The 15,326-nt window shown below is 69.5% G+C and carries 17 protein-coding genes; 10 read left to right on the top strand and 7 right to left on the bottom strand.

Translation table 11 applies throughout. The features are described from left to right. Nucleotides 1-94: 94 nt before the first annotated feature. Nucleotides 95-1,018 carry a LysR family transcriptional regulator gene (locus ABZ345_RS12415; RefSeq protein WP_359846266.1) on the bottom strand — a complete coding sequence of 308 codons (924 nt, stop codon included), beginning with the start codon at nucleotides 1,016-1,018 and terminating at the stop codon, nucleotides 95-97. Between the two features lie 85 nt (nucleotides 1,019-1,103). Between ABZ345_RS12415 and ABZ345_RS12410 the strand changes: the two genes are divergently transcribed. Together ABZ345_RS12410 and ABZ345_RS12405 are read left to right on the top strand one after the other, a co-directional pair. Next, a complete protein-coding gene (locus ABZ345_RS12410) occupies nucleotides 1,104-1,394 on the top strand; it encodes a muconolactone Delta-isomerase family protein (RefSeq protein WP_359846263.1) in 291 nt (96 codons plus the stop codon). After that, the gene (locus ABZ345_RS12405; protein WP_359846260.1) at nucleotides 1,391-2,452 is read left to right on the top strand and encodes a YbfB/YjiJ family MFS transporter; all 1,062 of its coding nucleotides are present in this window, start codon (nucleotides 1,391-1,393) and stop codon (nucleotides 2,450-2,452) included. The genes ABZ345_RS12410 and ABZ345_RS12405 overlap by 4 nt, the downstream gene beginning before the upstream one ends. Here the strand turns inward: ABZ345_RS12405 and ABZ345_RS12400 are convergent. Then, nucleotides 2,370-3,341 carry an alcohol dehydrogenase catalytic domain-containing protein gene (locus tag ABZ345_RS12400; protein ID WP_359846257.1) on the bottom strand — a complete coding sequence of 324 codons (972 nt, stop codon included), beginning with the start codon at nucleotides 3,339-3,341 and terminating at the stop codon, nucleotides 2,370-2,372. The two genes, ABZ345_RS12405 and ABZ345_RS12400, sit on opposite strands and share 83 nt — an antisense overlap. An 85-nt stretch (nucleotides 3,342-3,426) precedes the next feature. Here ABZ345_RS12400 and ABZ345_RS12395 point away from each other — a divergent pair, with 85 nt between their 5' ends. Then, nucleotides 3,427-4,593, top strand: coding sequence for a beta-1,3-glucanase family protein (locus tag ABZ345_RS12395; protein WP_359846254.1), 1,167 nt, complete (start codon nucleotides 3,427-3,429; stop codon nucleotides 4,591-4,593). Between the two features lie 82 nt (nucleotides 4,594-4,675). Further along, nucleotides 4,676-5,362 carry a response regulator transcription factor gene (locus ABZ345_RS12390; protein ID WP_359846252.1) on the top strand — a complete coding sequence of 229 codons (687 nt, stop codon included), beginning with the start codon at nucleotides 4,676-4,678 and terminating at the stop codon, nucleotides 5,360-5,362. Here ABZ345_RS12390 and ABZ345_RS12385 read toward each other — a convergent pair. Next, nucleotides 5,310-6,590, bottom strand: coding sequence for a transposase (locus ABZ345_RS12385; protein WP_359846249.1), 1,281 nt, complete (start codon nucleotides 6,588-6,590; stop codon nucleotides 5,310-5,312). The genes ABZ345_RS12390 and ABZ345_RS12385 overlap by 53 nt on opposite strands. A 91-nt stretch (nucleotides 6,591-6,681) precedes the next feature. Here ABZ345_RS12385 and ABZ345_RS12380 point away from each other — a divergent pair, with 91 nt between their 5' ends. Next, nucleotides 6,682-8,007 (top strand): HAMP domain-containing sensor histidine kinase, encoded by a 1,326-nt coding sequence (locus ABZ345_RS12380; RefSeq protein WP_359846246.1) that lies wholly within the window; start codon nucleotides 6,682-6,684, stop codon nucleotides 8,005-8,007. 52 nt (nucleotides 8,008-8,059) lie between these two features. Next, on the top strand, nucleotides 8,060-9,100 hold the full coding sequence (locus ABZ345_RS12375) for an NAD-dependent epimerase/dehydratase family protein (RefSeq protein WP_359846243.1): 1,041 nt from the start codon (nucleotides 8,060-8,062) through the stop codon (nucleotides 9,098-9,100). Here the strand turns inward: ABZ345_RS12375 and ABZ345_RS12370 are convergent. After that, on the bottom strand, nucleotides 9,087-10,271 hold the full coding sequence (locus ABZ345_RS12370) for a hypothetical protein (RefSeq protein ID WP_359846240.1): 1,185 nt from the start codon (nucleotides 10,269-10,271) through the stop codon (nucleotides 9,087-9,089). The genes ABZ345_RS12375 and ABZ345_RS12370 overlap by 14 nt on opposite strands. A gap of 122 nt (nucleotides 10,272-10,393) precedes the next feature. Between ABZ345_RS12370 and ABZ345_RS12365 the strand changes: the two genes are divergently transcribed. From ABZ345_RS12365 to ABZ345_RS12350, 4 genes are read left to right on the top strand one after another with little or no spacing between them, the layout of a single operon-like run. Next, on the top strand, nucleotides 10,394-11,032 hold the full coding sequence (locus tag ABZ345_RS12365; RefSeq protein ID WP_359846237.1) for a glycosyltransferase family 2 protein: 639 nt from the start codon (nucleotides 10,394-10,396) through the stop codon (nucleotides 11,030-11,032). Further along, on the top strand, nucleotides 11,029-11,664 hold the full coding sequence (locus ABZ345_RS12360) for a DUF2064 domain-containing protein (protein ID WP_359846234.1): 636 nt from the start codon (nucleotides 11,029-11,031) through the stop codon (nucleotides 11,662-11,664). Before ABZ345_RS12365 ends, ABZ345_RS12360 begins: the two co-directional genes overlap by 4 nt. Continuing rightward, on the top strand, nucleotides 11,661-12,260 hold the full coding sequence (locus ABZ345_RS12355; RefSeq protein WP_359846231.1) for a class I SAM-dependent methyltransferase: 600 nt from the start codon (nucleotides 11,661-11,663) through the stop codon (nucleotides 12,258-12,260). Before ABZ345_RS12360 ends, ABZ345_RS12355 begins: the two co-directional genes overlap by 4 nt. Beyond that, nucleotides 12,257-13,300: a molybdopterin-dependent oxidoreductase gene (locus tag ABZ345_RS12350; RefSeq protein WP_359846228.1), complete on the top strand. Its 1,044-nt coding sequence runs from the start codon at nucleotides 12,257-12,259 to the stop codon at nucleotides 13,298-13,300. The genes ABZ345_RS12355 and ABZ345_RS12350 overlap by 4 nt, the downstream gene beginning before the upstream one ends. A 326-nt stretch (nucleotides 13,301-13,626) precedes the next feature. Here ABZ345_RS12350 and ABZ345_RS12345 read toward each other — a convergent pair whose 3' ends face one another. From ABZ345_RS12345 to ABZ345_RS12335, 3 genes are read right to left on the bottom strand one after another with little or no spacing between them, the layout of a single operon-like run. Next, nucleotides 13,627-13,872 (bottom strand): hypothetical protein, encoded by a 246-nt coding sequence (locus ABZ345_RS12345; RefSeq protein WP_359846225.1) that lies wholly within the window; start codon nucleotides 13,870-13,872, stop codon nucleotides 13,627-13,629. Beyond that, entirely contained in the window at nucleotides 13,872-14,441 is a 570-nt protein-coding gene (locus tag ABZ345_RS12340; protein WP_359846222.1) for a hypothetical protein, read from the bottom strand. Before ABZ345_RS12340 ends, ABZ345_RS12345 begins: the two co-directional genes overlap by 1 nt. Then, nucleotides 14,441-15,301: an ABC transporter ATP-binding protein gene (locus tag ABZ345_RS12335; protein ID WP_359846219.1), complete on the bottom strand. Its 861-nt coding sequence runs from the start codon at nucleotides 15,299-15,301 to the stop codon at nucleotides 14,441-14,443. The genes ABZ345_RS12340 and ABZ345_RS12335 overlap by 1 nt, the downstream gene beginning before the upstream one ends. Between the last annotated feature and the right edge of the window lie 25 nt (nucleotides 15,302-15,326).

Genomic DNA, 15,326 nt, shown 5'->3' with positions numbered 1-15,326 from the left:
TTCGAAGGAGAAGTAGTGGAGCTGACAGCCACAACTCCCCGCGCTTCCGGTTGATTTCCCGGAATTGCGACCCGTTTTCTCCTTCGTGGGAGGCTCAGCCTCCCAGCGCACGCCAGGGGTCGTCCGCGGGCAGCCAGACGCCCTCGCGGTGCAGCCCGAGGTCACCCACCGGCCGGGTGATGGCCTCTGCGGCCGCCAGCACGCCCGTCCGCACCTCGTCGGCACGGCGGACCAGCGACCACGTCCACAGCACCTCGGGGTCGATCACCGGCCGCTGCACGAGATCGGGTGGCAGCGGCGAGGTCTGACCCTTCGGCGAGTTCAGCACCGGCGTGGTGCACGACCGGACGTGGTCGAAGAACGCGGGACCGGTGATCGCGCCGTTGTGGATGCGCACCACCCTCGCGCCGGTGTCCTGGGCGAACTCCTCGGCGTACTCGTTCCACGACTGCCACGACGTGACGTCGTCGTCCACGAGCACCGCGATGTCCTTGGCCCGCACGGGACTCGTGTCGGTGCCCACGGACACCGCGTAGAGCCGGTCGACGCCGATCAACTGCGCGTCGAGGCCGAGTTGCGCGATGTCGGCCCTGCGGATCCAGCACACGGCCAGGTCGAGGCTGCCATCCGCGACCCGGGCTGCCTGCGCGTGCGACGGCACGACCCACGCGTCGACGTAGAGCTGAGCGACGCCCGCGGTGCGTGTGGTCAGGTCCGGTGGCAGCCAGTTCACGTACCCGATCCGCACCGGCTGCGACCCGGACAGCTGCTGCGCGTGGCGTTGCAGCTCGTCGGCCCGCTCCAGCAGCGCCCGCACCTCGGGGACCAGCGCCGCTCCGGCCGAGGTCAGGGCGACCGTGCGGCGATCTCGCGCGAACAGCGGTACGCCGAGGTCGCGTTCGAGGGCCTTGATCTGCTGCGACAACGACGGTCCCGCGATCAGCAGGCGCGCCGCGGCCCGGCCGAAGTGAAGCTCCTCGGCCACCGCGAGGAAGTACCGGAGCTGACGCAGTTCCACGCTCAGCATCCTAGGAGGCTGAGGCTTCCACGCAGGAGAAAGCCGATCGTGGCGCTTCACACGCACCCGGTCGCACGATGGGTCCATGAGAGAGTTCATCGTCGAGATCACCACCACGATCCCCGACGGCACGAGCCAGTCCGAAGTAGACGAACGACGCGCGGCGGAAGCCGTCCGGGCCGAGGAACTCACGGCGAGCGGCAACCTCGCCCGGTTGTGGCGGCCGATCGGTGAGATGCGCAGCATCGGCCTGTGGCTGGCCGAGGACGAGGACGACCTCCACGCGAACGTGCTCGGCACGCTCCCGATGCGCCCGTGGATGACCGTCACCGTCACCGCCGTGCAGCCCCACCCCAGCGACCCCGGCCGTTCGTGAGCGCCCGCCAGACCGGAGCGGCACTCGCCGCGGCCATGGGCATCGGACGGTTCGTCTACACCCCGATCCTGCCCCTGATGACGACTCAGGCCGGTCTCTCCGCTGCCGCCGCCGCGGGCCTGGCCACCGCGAACTACCTGGGCTACTTCATCGGCGCCGTCGCCACGATCGTGCGCGCACCGACCAGGACCATGAACCGTGCCGCGCTCGTGCTGCTCGTGGCGACCCTCGCCGGGATGCCGCTCGCCCACGGCATGACCGCGTGGTTCGTGCTGCGGCTGCTGGCCGGGATCGCGAGCGCGGTGGTGTTCGTGGCCGCGGTGAACGCGGGACCGGGCTGGGGCCTGAGCGGAGTCGGGGCAGGCATCGCGCTGTCCGGGTTGATCGTGCTGGTCCGCGCCGAGTGGGCGTTCGCGTGGTGGGTGGCGGCGGGGTTCTCGGCCCTGCTGGCGGCGGTGGCGTGGCCGATGGAGCCGAAGACACCGCAGCCCCACGAAGGCGCGCGAACCTCCCGCGCCACCCGGCGCGAGTTCGCGGCTCTCACCACCAGCTACACCCTCGAAGGCATCGGCTACATCATCGCGGGAACGTTCCTCGTCGCCGCCATCAGCGGCCCGCTCGGCAGCAGCGCGTGGATCCTCGTCGGCGCCTCCGCGGCCCTCTCCCCCGCCCTGATGAAGCTGGGTGGCCGGCACCTGCTCGCAGCCGTCCTGGCCGTCCAGGCAGCAGGCATCGCGCTCCCCTCGCTCATCGGCGGACCCGTCGCCACCCTGATCGCCGTGGTGCTGTTCGGCGGCACGTTCCTCACCATCGCCGGGATCACGCTCAAGGCCGGCGCGAACCTCGGCTTCCCGCGAGCGGCGGCCGTGCTGACCACCGGCTACTCCGCCGGTCAGATCCTCGGCCCGCTCCTCGCCACCCCGTTGCTGCACAACGGTTACGACCAGGCCCTTCTGCTGGCCGCGGCAGTCGTCCTCACAGCTGCAGCACCACTTTTACGTCGTCGGGACGCTGCTCGAACGCCTCCGCATAAGACTCCAGCGGAACTCGTCGAGTGATCATCGCCGACAGCCAGGCGTCGTCCGCGCGGTCCAGCACGGCCGACGCCTCCCGGTAGTGCCGCACGTTCGAGTTGACCGTCCCGAACACGATCCCGTTGCGCAGCACCAGATCCCGGTTCGCCTGCCCGAGATCCACCGGAACGACCTCAGTGGACGGAACCCCGGTCAGGCACACGAGTTCCCGCCCGAGCAACTGCGCGACCAGTTTCGGCGCCCCGGTCGCCTCGATCACGACCTGGTGATCGGGAAGCTTGCGGTGATAGGTGGCGCCCAGCGACTCCACCAGCCCGGGCTTCGGGCCGTCGGTGGCCAGATCGAAGACGTGCACGTCCAGACCGCGCTGCACCCCGATCAACGCCGCCAGCAACCCGATCGGCCCCGCGCCGGTGACCAGCACGCTCTCGAACGGGAACAACGCGAGCTGATCCAGCCGCTCCCACGCCTTCACGACCACGGAGGCAGGCTCGACGAGCACACCTGTCGATGAGCTGACACCGACGGCGTAGACGGCCGGGACCGTCCACAACGTCGAGCCGTACCCGTCGAGGCCGGTGATCCCGCGCTCGGTGTACTGACCGTTCCGGCACATGTCGAACTCCCCGCGCGCACACGCCGCGCACGGCACCGGATCAGGCCGCCGCACCACCCCGGCGATCAGGGACCCCGGCTCGAATCCCGGCCCGCTGATCACCCGTCCCAGCGACTCGTGCCCGATCACGAGAGTTCCGCCCACCCCGAACTCGCCGCGCACGATCTCGCGGTCCGTCCCGCAGATCCCGATCGCCACGCCCTCCACCAGCAGGTCCTCTGGACCGGGCTCGGGATCGGGCAGTTCGGTCAACGACAAAGATCCAGCTCGTGCAAGATCCACCGTCAGTGCGCGCATGAAGACCATTCTTGACACATCAACACGTTCACGCTGAGTATGAGAGCGCTCTCACGCGAACCCTGTCTCAGTGAGGAGATAGTCGATGCGCAAGCTCCTGCTGCTCGCGGCATCGGCCCTACTTGGGCTGACAACGATGTCTGCACCAGTACAAGCAGCTCCACCGAACCTGCTTCCGCTCACCGTCACGAACAACTCCGGCCGTGGCGACGCCGTGTTCCTGTACATCACGGGCGAGATGGGCGGCCGGCTCGGCTACGTGAACGCGAACGGCCAGTTCACAGTCTGGTCCGGCGGCGCCATCCCACCGGTGCCCGCGCCGGACGTCTCGATCCCCGGCCCCGGCAACGGTGGCAGCCGGACCCTGCAGATCCCGATCAACCTGGCCGGTGGGCGGCTCTACATGTCCTTCCGGGACAAGCTGAAGTTCAGCCTCGTGCCCAACGGCCTCGTGCAACCCGCACCGTGGGCTGGCGGCGACCCGAACCGCGACATCCTGTTCGACTGGAGCGAGTTCACCTACAACGGCGGCGGGTTGTGGTTGAACAGCTCCCAGGTCGACATGTTCAGCGTCCCGCACGCGGTCGAGGCGACGTCGCAGGCCGGTGCCACCAAGAAGACCGGCCAGCTGGTCGCGAACGGACGCAACCGCGTGTTCGACCAGCATCAGCAACTGGGTGGCGACTGGTCCCGGCTGGTCTACACGCGAGGTGACGGCACGCGGCTGCGCGTCCTGAACCCGAGCAAGGGCCTCGACGCGGGCGTGTTCTCGAGCTCGTACTTCCAGAGCTACGTCAGCAGCGCGTGGTCGACGTACCAGAACACACCGCTGACCGTGGTGCCGTTCCAGAACGAGCCGAACCGCAAGTTCACCGGCCGCACCAGCGGCGGGGTCCTCAACTTCACCAACACGGCGGGCCAGCAGGTCGCGTCGTTCCAGCAGCCGTCGACGCGGGACGTCTTCAACTGCGACGGCAGGCTCGCGGCACCGAACAACGACGTCGGCGCGATCTCGCGGTCGCTGTGCGCGGCGCTCAACCGTTCGACGCTCGGGTTCATCCACACCGCGCCGACCTACGACGCGAGCCAGTTCTACACCCGCTCGATCACCAACCACTACTCGCGGATCGTGCACGCCAACATGGCCGACGGGAAGGCCTACGGGTTCGCGTTCGACGACGTCGGCGCCTTCGAGTCACTTGTCCACGAACCGAACCCGCGTTCGGCCAAAATCACCCTGACAGCATTCTGAACCGAAGCGTTCTTGCTTTTGATCGACTTTCACTCCACTGTGTGAGACGCCGTCGCCGCGGCTCTCACACAGTGGAGTCGTTGTGTGCGTAGGGGTCCTGCTGGTCGAAGACGACGAGCGAATCCGGCAGGCAGTGAGCCTTGCGTTGTCCGACGAGGGTTTCACCGTTGACGAGGCTTCTTCGGGTGAAGAGGCGTTACGACGTTTGGAGACCGAGTCGTTCGACGTGGTTCTGGTGGACCTCACCCTGCCCGGCGTGGACGGCCTGGAGGTCGTGCGCACGCTCAGGTCCCGCGGTGACCTGCCGATCATCGTCGTGACAGCGCGCACCGACGCCCGTGACGTGATCGCCGGGTTGGAGGCCGGAGCGGACGACTACGTCACGAAACCGTTGATGGCAAGCGTTCTCGCGGCACGAATACGCGCGTTGTTGCGTCGCCGCGGACCAGGTCGCGAAGCCGTCCGGATCGGCGATCTGGAAATCCGTCCGCAGGAAGGACTCGTGCACCGTGCGGGCGAACGCGTTCATCTCACCCGCACGGAATTCCGGCTGCTGCTCGAACTCGCTGGTGCGGGCGGCCGAATCGTCACCAGGGAACAGTTGCTGCAAAAGGTTTGGGGATACGACTACTTCGGTGACACTCGTCTGCTCGACGTGCACATAAGGAGACTGCGCCGCAAGATCGAGGCCAACCCGGACGACCCCGCCCTGGTGCTCACCGTGCGCGGCACCGGGTATCGGATCCGATCGTCAACGACCCGGCCTTGAAGGGCCGGGCTTGCGTTCCACGCGCCGCCACCGGTTGTGGCGTGCGGGCCGCATCTACCACGCCTGGCTGGACCACTTGCGGCTTGGGCGTGTTGACGAACACCCACGCTCGCCGGGCGCGATTTCTCACGTTGACGGCGGCGACGACGTCGGCGGGTCCAGCGAGACCACACCGGCGACAGCAGAAGTCGTCCCTGGAGGGACGGTTGCGACGAGATGTTTCGCCGCAGCGGGGACAGCGTTGGGAGGTGTAGTGCGCGTCGACTTCCAGGACCGGAACGCCGGCACGCCGGGCCTTGTAGGCGATGAACGTGCCGAGCTGGTGGAAGGGCCAGGTGGTGAGGGTGGCTCGCTGGTGCCGGTGGAGCCGTACCCGGTCGCGGATGCCGCGGAGTTCTTCCAACGCGATACCACGACCGGTGCGTTCGGCAACAGCCACAACCTCTTTGCTGACAACGTGGTTGATGTGAGCGGCGTGGCGGGCTTCCTTGCGTGCCCGGCGTTTCAGCCTGCGCTTGGCTGCCTTGGTGCGCTTGGCCTGGAGTTCCTGCCGTTTGTGCGCGTGCCAGCGCCGGTACCGGCTGAGCCCGCGGCCCTGGAAGTTGTCGCCGTCCGACGTCGTCGCCAGGTTCACGATGCCACGGTCGAGACCGATCCAGTCCACCGGTTCAACGTTGAGCGGCTTCTCCGGGATCTCACAAGTAGCGACCAGGTACCAGTTGTCGTTCTCGCGCACCAGATCCGACTCGCCCCGACGATGCGCGACCAGGGTCTTGAGCTGGTCGGGATGCCCCGTGAACGCGACCGCCTTCATGCGACCGCGCATCGTCCAGAGGCTCACGGTCCGCACGTCGTGCTGCCACGACAAGCACCTGTCATCGAACGGCTGCGCAGCATCCGAACGAAACATGATCGGCTTCGACTCGGCCTTCAGGCGGCGCTTCGAGGCCGGGCCACCAAGGTTTCCGGCACGGACAGTGGCATGGAGCGTGGTGTAGGCATCGACGACTTTCTTGACCACCCGCACCGCGGGCTGCGCCGACAAACCATGATCCGCTTTGATGTCGTGATAGGTGAGTTTCTGCAAGTCGTTGCGGGAATACACGCCCGCGACGAACGCGGCCCTGGACACCACACTCGCCGCAGCATTGCACGTATGCAGGGTCGCCGCCAACGCCTCCGCCTGTTCAGCGGTCGGCAGCAGCTTCACCCGCACAGCCAGCTTCACACAAACGATCATATCCGAACAAGCGTTCGATGCCTCACTGCCTCGGTTTCCCCGGCTGTGGACGACCGCGCTTACAGCGACAAGGAGTCAGGTGAAACTCTCGCTGCGCTGCCGTGTCACCCTCTCGTTCGGTTTCGGTCTGCTGGTCGTGACGAGCGTGCTGGCGTTCGCGACCTGGAACCTCGCCTCCGGCTACATGACGCGGCAACGGGAGGCGAGCGCGACCCGGCAGGCCGAGGTCAACGTGCGGCTGGTCGAGAAGTCGCTGTCCTCGCCGGGCCTCGACGAGCTGCTCACCGGCCTCACCACCGGCCCGGACTCGTCGATCCTGGTGCTCAGCCCCGAAGGCATGGTCACGGCGGGCCGCAAGGTCGAGCCGTCCCAGCTGCCGGCCGAACTGGTGGAGCACCCGCCCGGCCGGGCGCGGATCACCGTGGGCGGGCTGCCCGTCATCGCCGTGACGCGGCCCGTGGCGGGCAACGCGGTGTACGTGGAGCTGTTCCCGATGCAGCAGCTCGACCGGACGTTCGGGTTCCTCAGCGCGGTGCTGATCGCGGGCACGATCGGGTCCGCGCTGCTCGGGGCCGCGCTGGGCTCGTGGGCGTCGAAGCGGGCGCTGAAACCGCTGGCGGAACTGAACTCCGCCGCCGGACGGATCGCCGGGGGTGATCTCGGTGCCCGGCTGCCCGACCAGGACGACCCGGACCTCGCGGCTCTGGCGGCGAAGTTCAACTCGACGGCGAACGCGCTGGAGCAGCGGGCGTTGCGGGACGCGCGGTTCGCCTCGGACGTGTCGCACGAGCTGCGGTCGCCGTTGACGACGATGGTCAACGCGGGCGCGGTGCTGCGGCGGCGTCGCGAGCACCTGCCGGGCACCGCCGGGACCGCGCTGGAGCTGCTGACCTCGGAGGTCGACCGGTTCGCGCGGATGGTCGTGGACCTGCTGGAGATCTCGCGTGCCGACCAGACCGACGACTACGAGCCCGAGGAGCTCGAGCTGAGCGCGTTGGTGCGCAACGTGATCGCGACCAGGTGGCGGGCGGTGCCGGTGTCGGCGTCCCCGGTGAGGGTGCAGGGCGACCGGCGGCGGCTGGACCGCGTGCTGGCGAACCTGATGGAGAACGCCGAGCGGCACGCGGGCGGGGCGATCTTCGTGACGGTGCGCCGGTACGGCTCGGTGGCCCGCGTCGAGGTGGAGGACGACGGGCCCGGGGTGCCGGAGCCGTTGCGGGAGCAGATCTTCGAACGGTTCGCGCGCGGCAAGCCCGGCAGCCGCGGGGACGACTCCGGCAGCGGGCTGGGGCTGGCGCTGGTGCGCGAACACGTGCACCGCCACCACGGCCGGGTCTGGGTGGAGGACAGGTTCCCGCGGGGCGCGCGATTCGTGGTGGAGGTGCCGGCTATTACGAAGTCCTGACGTCATCGGCTCGTGAGGCGCCGGAGGTGGCCCGCGGTCCTACGGTCGGGACATGCGAGTACTGATCACCGGCGGAGCCGGGTTCATCGGGTCGCACGTCGCGGACGAACTGGCCGCTCAAGGCCACGACTGCGTTCTGCTCGACGCGCTCCTGCCCGAGGCGCACGGATCTGTTCCGTCTCTGGACCACGAGCTCGTCGTCGGCGACGTGACCTCGCCCGACGCGCTGCGGCCGCTGTTGTCCACTGTGGACGCGGTGTGCCACCAGGCGGCGATGGTCGGGCACGGCGTCGATCCGTTCGACGCGCCTTCGTACGCCCGGCACAACGACCTCGGCACGGCGGTGCTGCTGGCCGAGATGCACAGGGCCGGGGTGTCGCGGCTGGTGCTGGCGTCGTCGATGGTCGTGTACGGCGAGGGCCGGTACCGGTGCCTTTCGCACGGCATCGTGAAGGCCGAACGTTCTGCCGACGACCTGGCTCGCGGTGTCTACGAGCCGCGGTGTTTCTGCGGCGACTTCGTGGTGCCCGAACTGGTGCCCGAGGACGCACCCTTGGAGCCGCGCAGCACGTACGCGGCGACGAAGCTGGCGCAGGAGCACCTGGCGGGCGCGTGGGCGCGGCAGACGGGCGGCAGCGTGTGGGCGTTGCGGTACCACAACGTCTACGGTCCGCGGATGCCGCGCGACACCCCTTACGCCGGGGTGGCGTCGATCTTCCGGTCGGCTCTGCAGAGCGGTGTCGCGCCGCGCGTGATGGAGGACGGGCGGCAGCGCAGGGACTTCGTGCACGTCACCGACGTGGCGCGGGCGAACGTGCTGGCGTTGTCGTCACCGCGGCCTGGTTTCGACGCGGTGAACGTCTGCTCGGGCACCCCGCACACGATCGGCGATCTGGCGTTCGCGCTGGCCGACGCGTGCGACGGCCCGACCCCCGCGATCGTGGGCGGGGCGCGGCCGGGCGATGTGCGGCACGTCGTCGCGTCGCCCGCGAAGGCGTTGGATGTGCTGGGTTTCAAGGCTCAGGTCGGGTTCGCCGAGGGCGTGCGGGAGTTCGCCTTCGCGTCGCAGCGGGAGCCGGTCACCAGTTCGTGAGCACGAGGTGGTTCACCGCCAGGGCCGTGACGGCCTGGGCGGTGAGCCACCTCTTCCTGTTGTCCAGCTTCGCCGTTCCCGCGAGGAGCCAGATCGCGAACGGCAGCCAGATCCGTTCGGTCTCGGCCTTGCTCAGCCCGGACAGGTCCGCGGCCAGGATCGCGACGCCGGCCGCGATGATCCACTTGTCCCTGCGCAGGCCCCGGACGCCGGCCGGGCCGATGACCACCGCGAGTGCCGCCAGGTTCGCCCAGACCCAGTACCAGTACGGCCTGGTCGCGCCGATCCCCTGGTAGTAGCGGACTTTGACGAGCTCGTAGCCGTCGAGCCACCAGAACCCGGCCACGGCGAACGCTCCGACGACGGCCAGGGCGCCCGCGGCGGCCAAGGCGATACGACGGCCGGTCTCGCCCTGGCGCCAGACGGCGACGAGTGCGAGTGGGGCGAGCAGGATCAGGCCGTACGACAGGAACAGGCACCAGCCCAGCACGATGCCGCCCAGCAGCGTCCACCGGGTGAGCAGGTAGATCCCGACGGCCGCGATCCCCATGAACATGCCGTCCGCCGACGCGCCGACCCACACCGCGCCGGGGAACAGCACCAGGAACGGCAGCACGGCGTTGTCGCCGATGGTCTTCGCCACGGCGACCACGGCGAGCGACCCGGCCAGGACGCAGAAGATCGAGGCCGCCGCACCTCCCCCGAGGCCGACGCGGTCCAGCGCGACGAACGTGAGCACCGCGCCCGGCGGGTGGCCGGAGACGTGCGTGGTCCACGAGTCGGCCTGGAAATCGGGGATGCGGGCGGCGAACCCCTTCAGCATCGCGGGGACGTCGGTGATGCCCGGTACCACGTGCAGGTACTCGTCCTCGGTGGTGAGCCGGGTGACGAACCGGCCCCAGCCGTCGATCATCGCCAGCGAGAAGGTGAACGCCGTCGCGGTCGCATAGGCGATCGGCAGCGCGAACCGGTGCTGCGCGAGCTCGGGTCCCTTGGCGATGACGAGGAACGCGATGAGGATCGCCGCGGGCGTGCCAGGGCCGATGTGCGGGTGCCATTCGCCGAAAAACGGTGCCGCGGAGGCGAAGAGGACGCCGGGAGCGTTGGCGTTGACGATGAGCCCGACGATGATGGCGGCGGCGACGACCGTGCTGGCGATGACTAGACGCACCGCGCCCAACCTAGGGGCTTTCGCGGGAGCTCGCAGGGGCACGCAAGACAATCGTAAGAACTCTTTCGTGCGTCACAATTCCGTAAGCACCACAACACTTTCAGATGGTCCAGGGTGGACACATGGATGTCGTGTTGCCCTGCCTGGACGAGGCCGCCGCACTCCCCGCGGTCCTCGCCTCCCTGCCTCCTGGATACCACGCGATCGTCGTCGACAACGGCTCGTCCGACGGCTCGCCTTCCATCGCTGCCTCTCTTGGCGCGTCGGTCGTGCATGAGACCCGCCGCGGCTACGGCGCCGCCGTGCACACCGGCCTGCTCGCGGCCACGTCCGACCTCGTGGCGTTCGCCGATGCCGACGGCTCGCTGGACCTGGCCGAACTACCCGCGATGGCCGAACTGATGGCCGACGCCGACCTGGTGGTCGGCCGCCGGGTGCCGGTTGCATCCGGCGTGTGGCCGTGGCACGCGCGAGCCGGCAACGCCGTGATCTCCTCGTTGTTGCGCCGCCGGGGTCTGGACGTGCACGACATCGCACCCCTGCGGGTGTGCCGTCGCGAAGCGTTGCTGGCGCTGGACGTTCAGGACCGGGCGTTCGGCTATCCGCTGGAACTGCTGGTGCGTGCGGCGGCCGCGCAGTGGCGGGTGCGCGAGGTCGACGTGACTTACGGACCGCGAGCGGCGGGGACACGCTCCAAGGTGTCCGGCTCGGTGCGCGGGACGCTGCGGGCGGCGCGGGACATGGCGGGGGTGCTGCGGTGAGGTTCTGTCTGCTGATCATGGCCAAGTCACCGGTACCCGGCCAGGTGAAGACCCGTCTGTGCCCGCCTCTGACGCACGAGGAGGCCGCGGACGTCGCGGCGGCCTCGCTGCTGGACACGATCGATGCCGCGCTGTCCACGCCTGGTGCCGTGCCCGTGGTGGCGCTGGCCGGGGTGGTAGAGCGCGAGGACGTGCGGGACGCGCTTGCCGAATGCGTGGTGATTCCGCAGCGGGGCTGGACTTTCGCGGACCGGCTGGCTCACGCGCACGCCGACATCGCGCGGTTCAGGATGCCGGTGCTGCAGATCGGGATGGACACGCCGCAGGTGACACCGGCGTTGCTGGAGTCGTGCGCCGAGTTCGAGGAGGCGGCGCTCGGGTTCGCGCTGGACGGCGGATGGTGGGCGCTGGGGTTGCGAGATCCGCTGCGTGCCGAAGTGCTTCGGGACGTGCCGATGTCGCAGGCGGACACGGGCATGCGCACGCTGGAAGCGTTGCTGGGCATGAGCGTGCGGAACCTGCCGATCCTGTCCGATGTGGACACCATGGTCGACGCCCGCGCGGTGGCCGCCCAGGTGCCGCAGAGCCGCTTCGCCACGACGCTGGCCGACATCGCGGCGGTGGTCCGATGATGTTCGACCAGGCCCTCCGCGGCACGCCCAGCTGGCTCGACCTCTCCGGAACCGGCCCGCGCGAGCTGAGCGTCGACCGCTGGCAGGCCGACGCCGATGGCGGCGACGAGATCCTCCTCGACGCCTGCACCGGCCCCACCCTCGACATCGGCTGCGGCCCCGGCCGGCTCGTGGCGGCGCTGCTGGCCCGCGGCGTGCAGGCGCTCGGCGTCGACGTCTCCCCGGAGGCCATCCGCCGCACCACCGCCCGCGGCGGCATCGCGATCCGGCGCGACGTGTTCGACCTGCTGCCGGGGGAAGGCCGGTGGCACCACGTGCTGCTCGCCGACGGCAACATCGGCATCGGCGGCGATCCGGCCGCGCTGCTGCGCCGGGCCCGGCAGTTGCTCAAGCCGAGCGGAACCGTCGTCGTCGAGGTCGAGCAGCCGGGGTCCGGGCTGACGGTCGGCCAGGCGCGGGTGCGGACCGAGGGCACGCTCGGCCAGTGGTTCCCGTGGGCATGGAGCGACGCCGAGTCCGTGCCGGCCGACGGGTTCTTCCTGCTGTGGCAGACCGAACGCGCCGGCCGCTGGTTCGCGTGCTGGGAGAAGCTGTGAGAACCCCGTCCTTCAAGGCACCCGCGCACCACACCGGCGTGACCAGCCGAGTCGGCACGTGGCTCGGCATCACGTTCGGCCTGTGCTTCGTCACCGGGCTGCTCAGCCACGGCGTGCAGCACGACTGGCCGTGGCCGACGAGGCCCGTCGACCTCTACCGCGTCACCCAGGGCGTGCACGTGATCGCCGGGGTGGCGTCGATCCCGTTGCTGCTGGCCAAGTTGTGGAGCGTCTACCCGAAGCTGTTCGAGCGGCCGCTCGTCAAGAACGTGCCGCACGCGCTCGAACGCGGCTCGATCTTCGTGCTGATCGCGGCGTCGTTCTTCGAGCTGGTCACCGGGTTGTTCAACGCCGCGCAGAACTACCCGTGGTCGTTCTACTTCCCCACAGCCCACTACGCCGTGGCGTACATCGCGATCGGCGCGCTGCTTCTGCACATCGCGGTGAAGATCCCGGTCATCCGGCGCACGCTGGAACCGGAGTCCGACGAGAAGACCATCCTGTCCCGCAGGGCTTTCCTGCGCACCACCGCGTTGACGACGGGTGTGGCGGTGGTCGCGACGGCGGGCGTCACGGTGCCGTGGCTGCGCACCATCTCAGCACTGGCCTGGCGGTCGCCAGGAGCTCTCCCCGTGAACCGCACCGCGAAAGCCGCGAACATCGTTGTGCCGCAGGACTGGCGGTTGAAGGTCGGCGCGAAGAGCTACTCGCTGGCCGAACTGAAGGCGATGCCGCAGACCACGCACGAACTGCCCATCGCGTGCGTGGAAGGCTGGAGCCAGAACGCGACGTGGACCGGCGTCAGGGTCGCGGACCTGGTCGGGAAGGGCGACGTCCGGGTCGAGTCGCTGGAGAAGGACGGTCTCTACCGGGCGACCACGCTGCCCGAGGCGTTCGCGCAGGATCCCCTGACGCTCCTGGCACTCCAGCTCAACGGTGAGGAGCTCACACCGGACCACGGCTACCCGTGCCGGATCATCGCCCCCAACCGGCCAGGTGTGTTGCAGACCAAGTGGGTCACGTCGCTGGAGGTCCTGTGAGGTATCTGCTGGGCGCCATCGGCGTCGGACTCGCGGCGTGGGGAGCCTGGCTGCTCCTCCCCCAGATCACCGTCGAACTGCTGGCCTGGCTCGGCGGCGGCGTGGTCCTGCACGACTTCCTGATCGCGCCACTCGTCGGCGCGTCCGGGCTCGTCGTCAAGCGAGCGTCCATCGGCGTCGGGCTGGTCGTCTCCGGCGTGGTCACGATTCTCGCGATTCCGTTGCTGTGGCGGGAGTTCAGCGGTCCGGTCAACCCAGGACTGCACGACCGCGACTACCCCACCGGAGTCGCGGTCGTGCTGGGCCTGGTCTGGGCGGGAGTCGCCCTATACGAGGTCGCGGCGCACCTTCAGAAGCGTCGCCGCGCCAACGAAAACCACCACGTACCCGACCAGGAACAGGGCCGCGGTGGTGCCGCCCAGGTCGTTCAGCACGCCAGGAGCACCGGATCCGCCGACGGCTCCGGCCAGGTTGCCCGCGGAACCACCGGGCAGGACCTTGGTCAGCGACTCGACCGGCCCGAGCAGGGAACCGACGCCGCGCAACAGGTTCTCGGTGACGATCGCCCACATCAGCCCGAGCCCGACGGCCAGGGCGGGCCCTTGGTGACCACGCCGAGGAACACGCCGAACCCCGTCCACATGGCGGCGATCAGCAGTGACGCGCCGAGCTGCTCGAGCACGTCGGTGCCCGGCAGGCTCCAGTCCCAGCCTTCCAGCGACGCCACGGTGATCGACGCGCCGAGGTTCACGACGAACGTCAGCGCCACCAGGACGACCACGATGATCCCGAGCGCGCCCAGCGTGCCCGCCATCGCCGAGACCCGGCGCGGGCCGGCGGTCAGCGTGGTCTTCCAGGTGCCCCAGCCGTACCCGCTGCCGATCGCCAGCGCCGCCAGCACCAGGATGATCGCGCCGCCGAACATCGGCAGGCCGCGCACGACGGCCGCGCCGACGTTCTCCGGCTGCATCGCGCTGATCAGCGCCTGCTGGGACTGGCCGCGGGTGTTGGTGCCACCGTTGAGGGCCAGGTAGTTGAACACGTAGCCGAACGTCAGCGTCATCACGAGCCAGACGCCGATCAGCACCCACGTCGCCGGCCACTTCCACAGCCGCAGCAGCTCCGCCTTCACGCTGCCCATCACGCCGCTCCCGTCATCTCGAAGAAGACCTCTTCCAGCGTCCGGCGCAGGGGCCGGACCTCCTGCACGTCCACGTCGGCGTGGACCAGGGTCCTGATCAGCGCGCCGGGATCTGTTTCCCGGACGTGCAGCACGTCGCCGCGCAGTTCGCTGCCCTCGATCAGCACGTGCGCCTTCTCGATCGGGTCGGCCTTGATCAGCAGCACGGTGTCGCCGCGCAACTGCTCGACCGTGCTCTCCGCGACGAGCTTGCCCTGCGAGATCACGCCGACCCGGTCGCAGATCTCCTCGACCTCGCCGAGCAGGTGGCTCGACAGCAGCACCGTCTGTCCCTGAGCCGCGAGGGCTCGCACCAGGTCGCGCATGTCGGCCATGCCCGCCGGGTCGAGGCCGTTGGTCGGCTCGTCGAGGATCAGCAGCTCGGGCTGGCCGAGCAGGGCCGCGGCGACGCCGAGCCGTTGCTTCATGCCGAGCGAGTACCGGCGGAACTTCTCGCCGGCCGCACCAACCAGGTCCACCTGCTCGAGAGCGGCCTCGACGTGCGTCCTGTCCACGCCGCGGCGGTGTGCGTGGACGCGCAGGTTGTCGCGGCCGGACAGGTACGGGTAGAGGCCGGGCCCCTCGATCAGCGACCCGACCTTGAGCAACGCCCTGGGGGTGCCCGGCGCCTCGCCGAGCACACTGGCGGTCCCGCTGGTGGGCCTCACGAGCCCCAGCAGCATGCGGATCGTGGTCGTCTTGCCCGCGCCGTTGGGACCGAGGAATCCGTAGACCTCGCCCCGCCGCACGGACAGACTGACCTCGTCCACCACGGCGCGGTCGCCGTAGCGCTTCGTCAGCTTCTCCGTCGTCACGATCATGGCTCTAATCGTGTTCTCCGGTGAG

Origin of the sequence: Lentzea sp. NPDC005914, assembly GCF_040629405.1 — a bacterium.
GTDB lineage: Bacteria > Actinomycetota > Actinomycetes > Mycobacteriales > Pseudonocardiaceae > Lentzea.
This window is presented reverse-complemented; position numbering and strand designations above follow the sequence as displayed.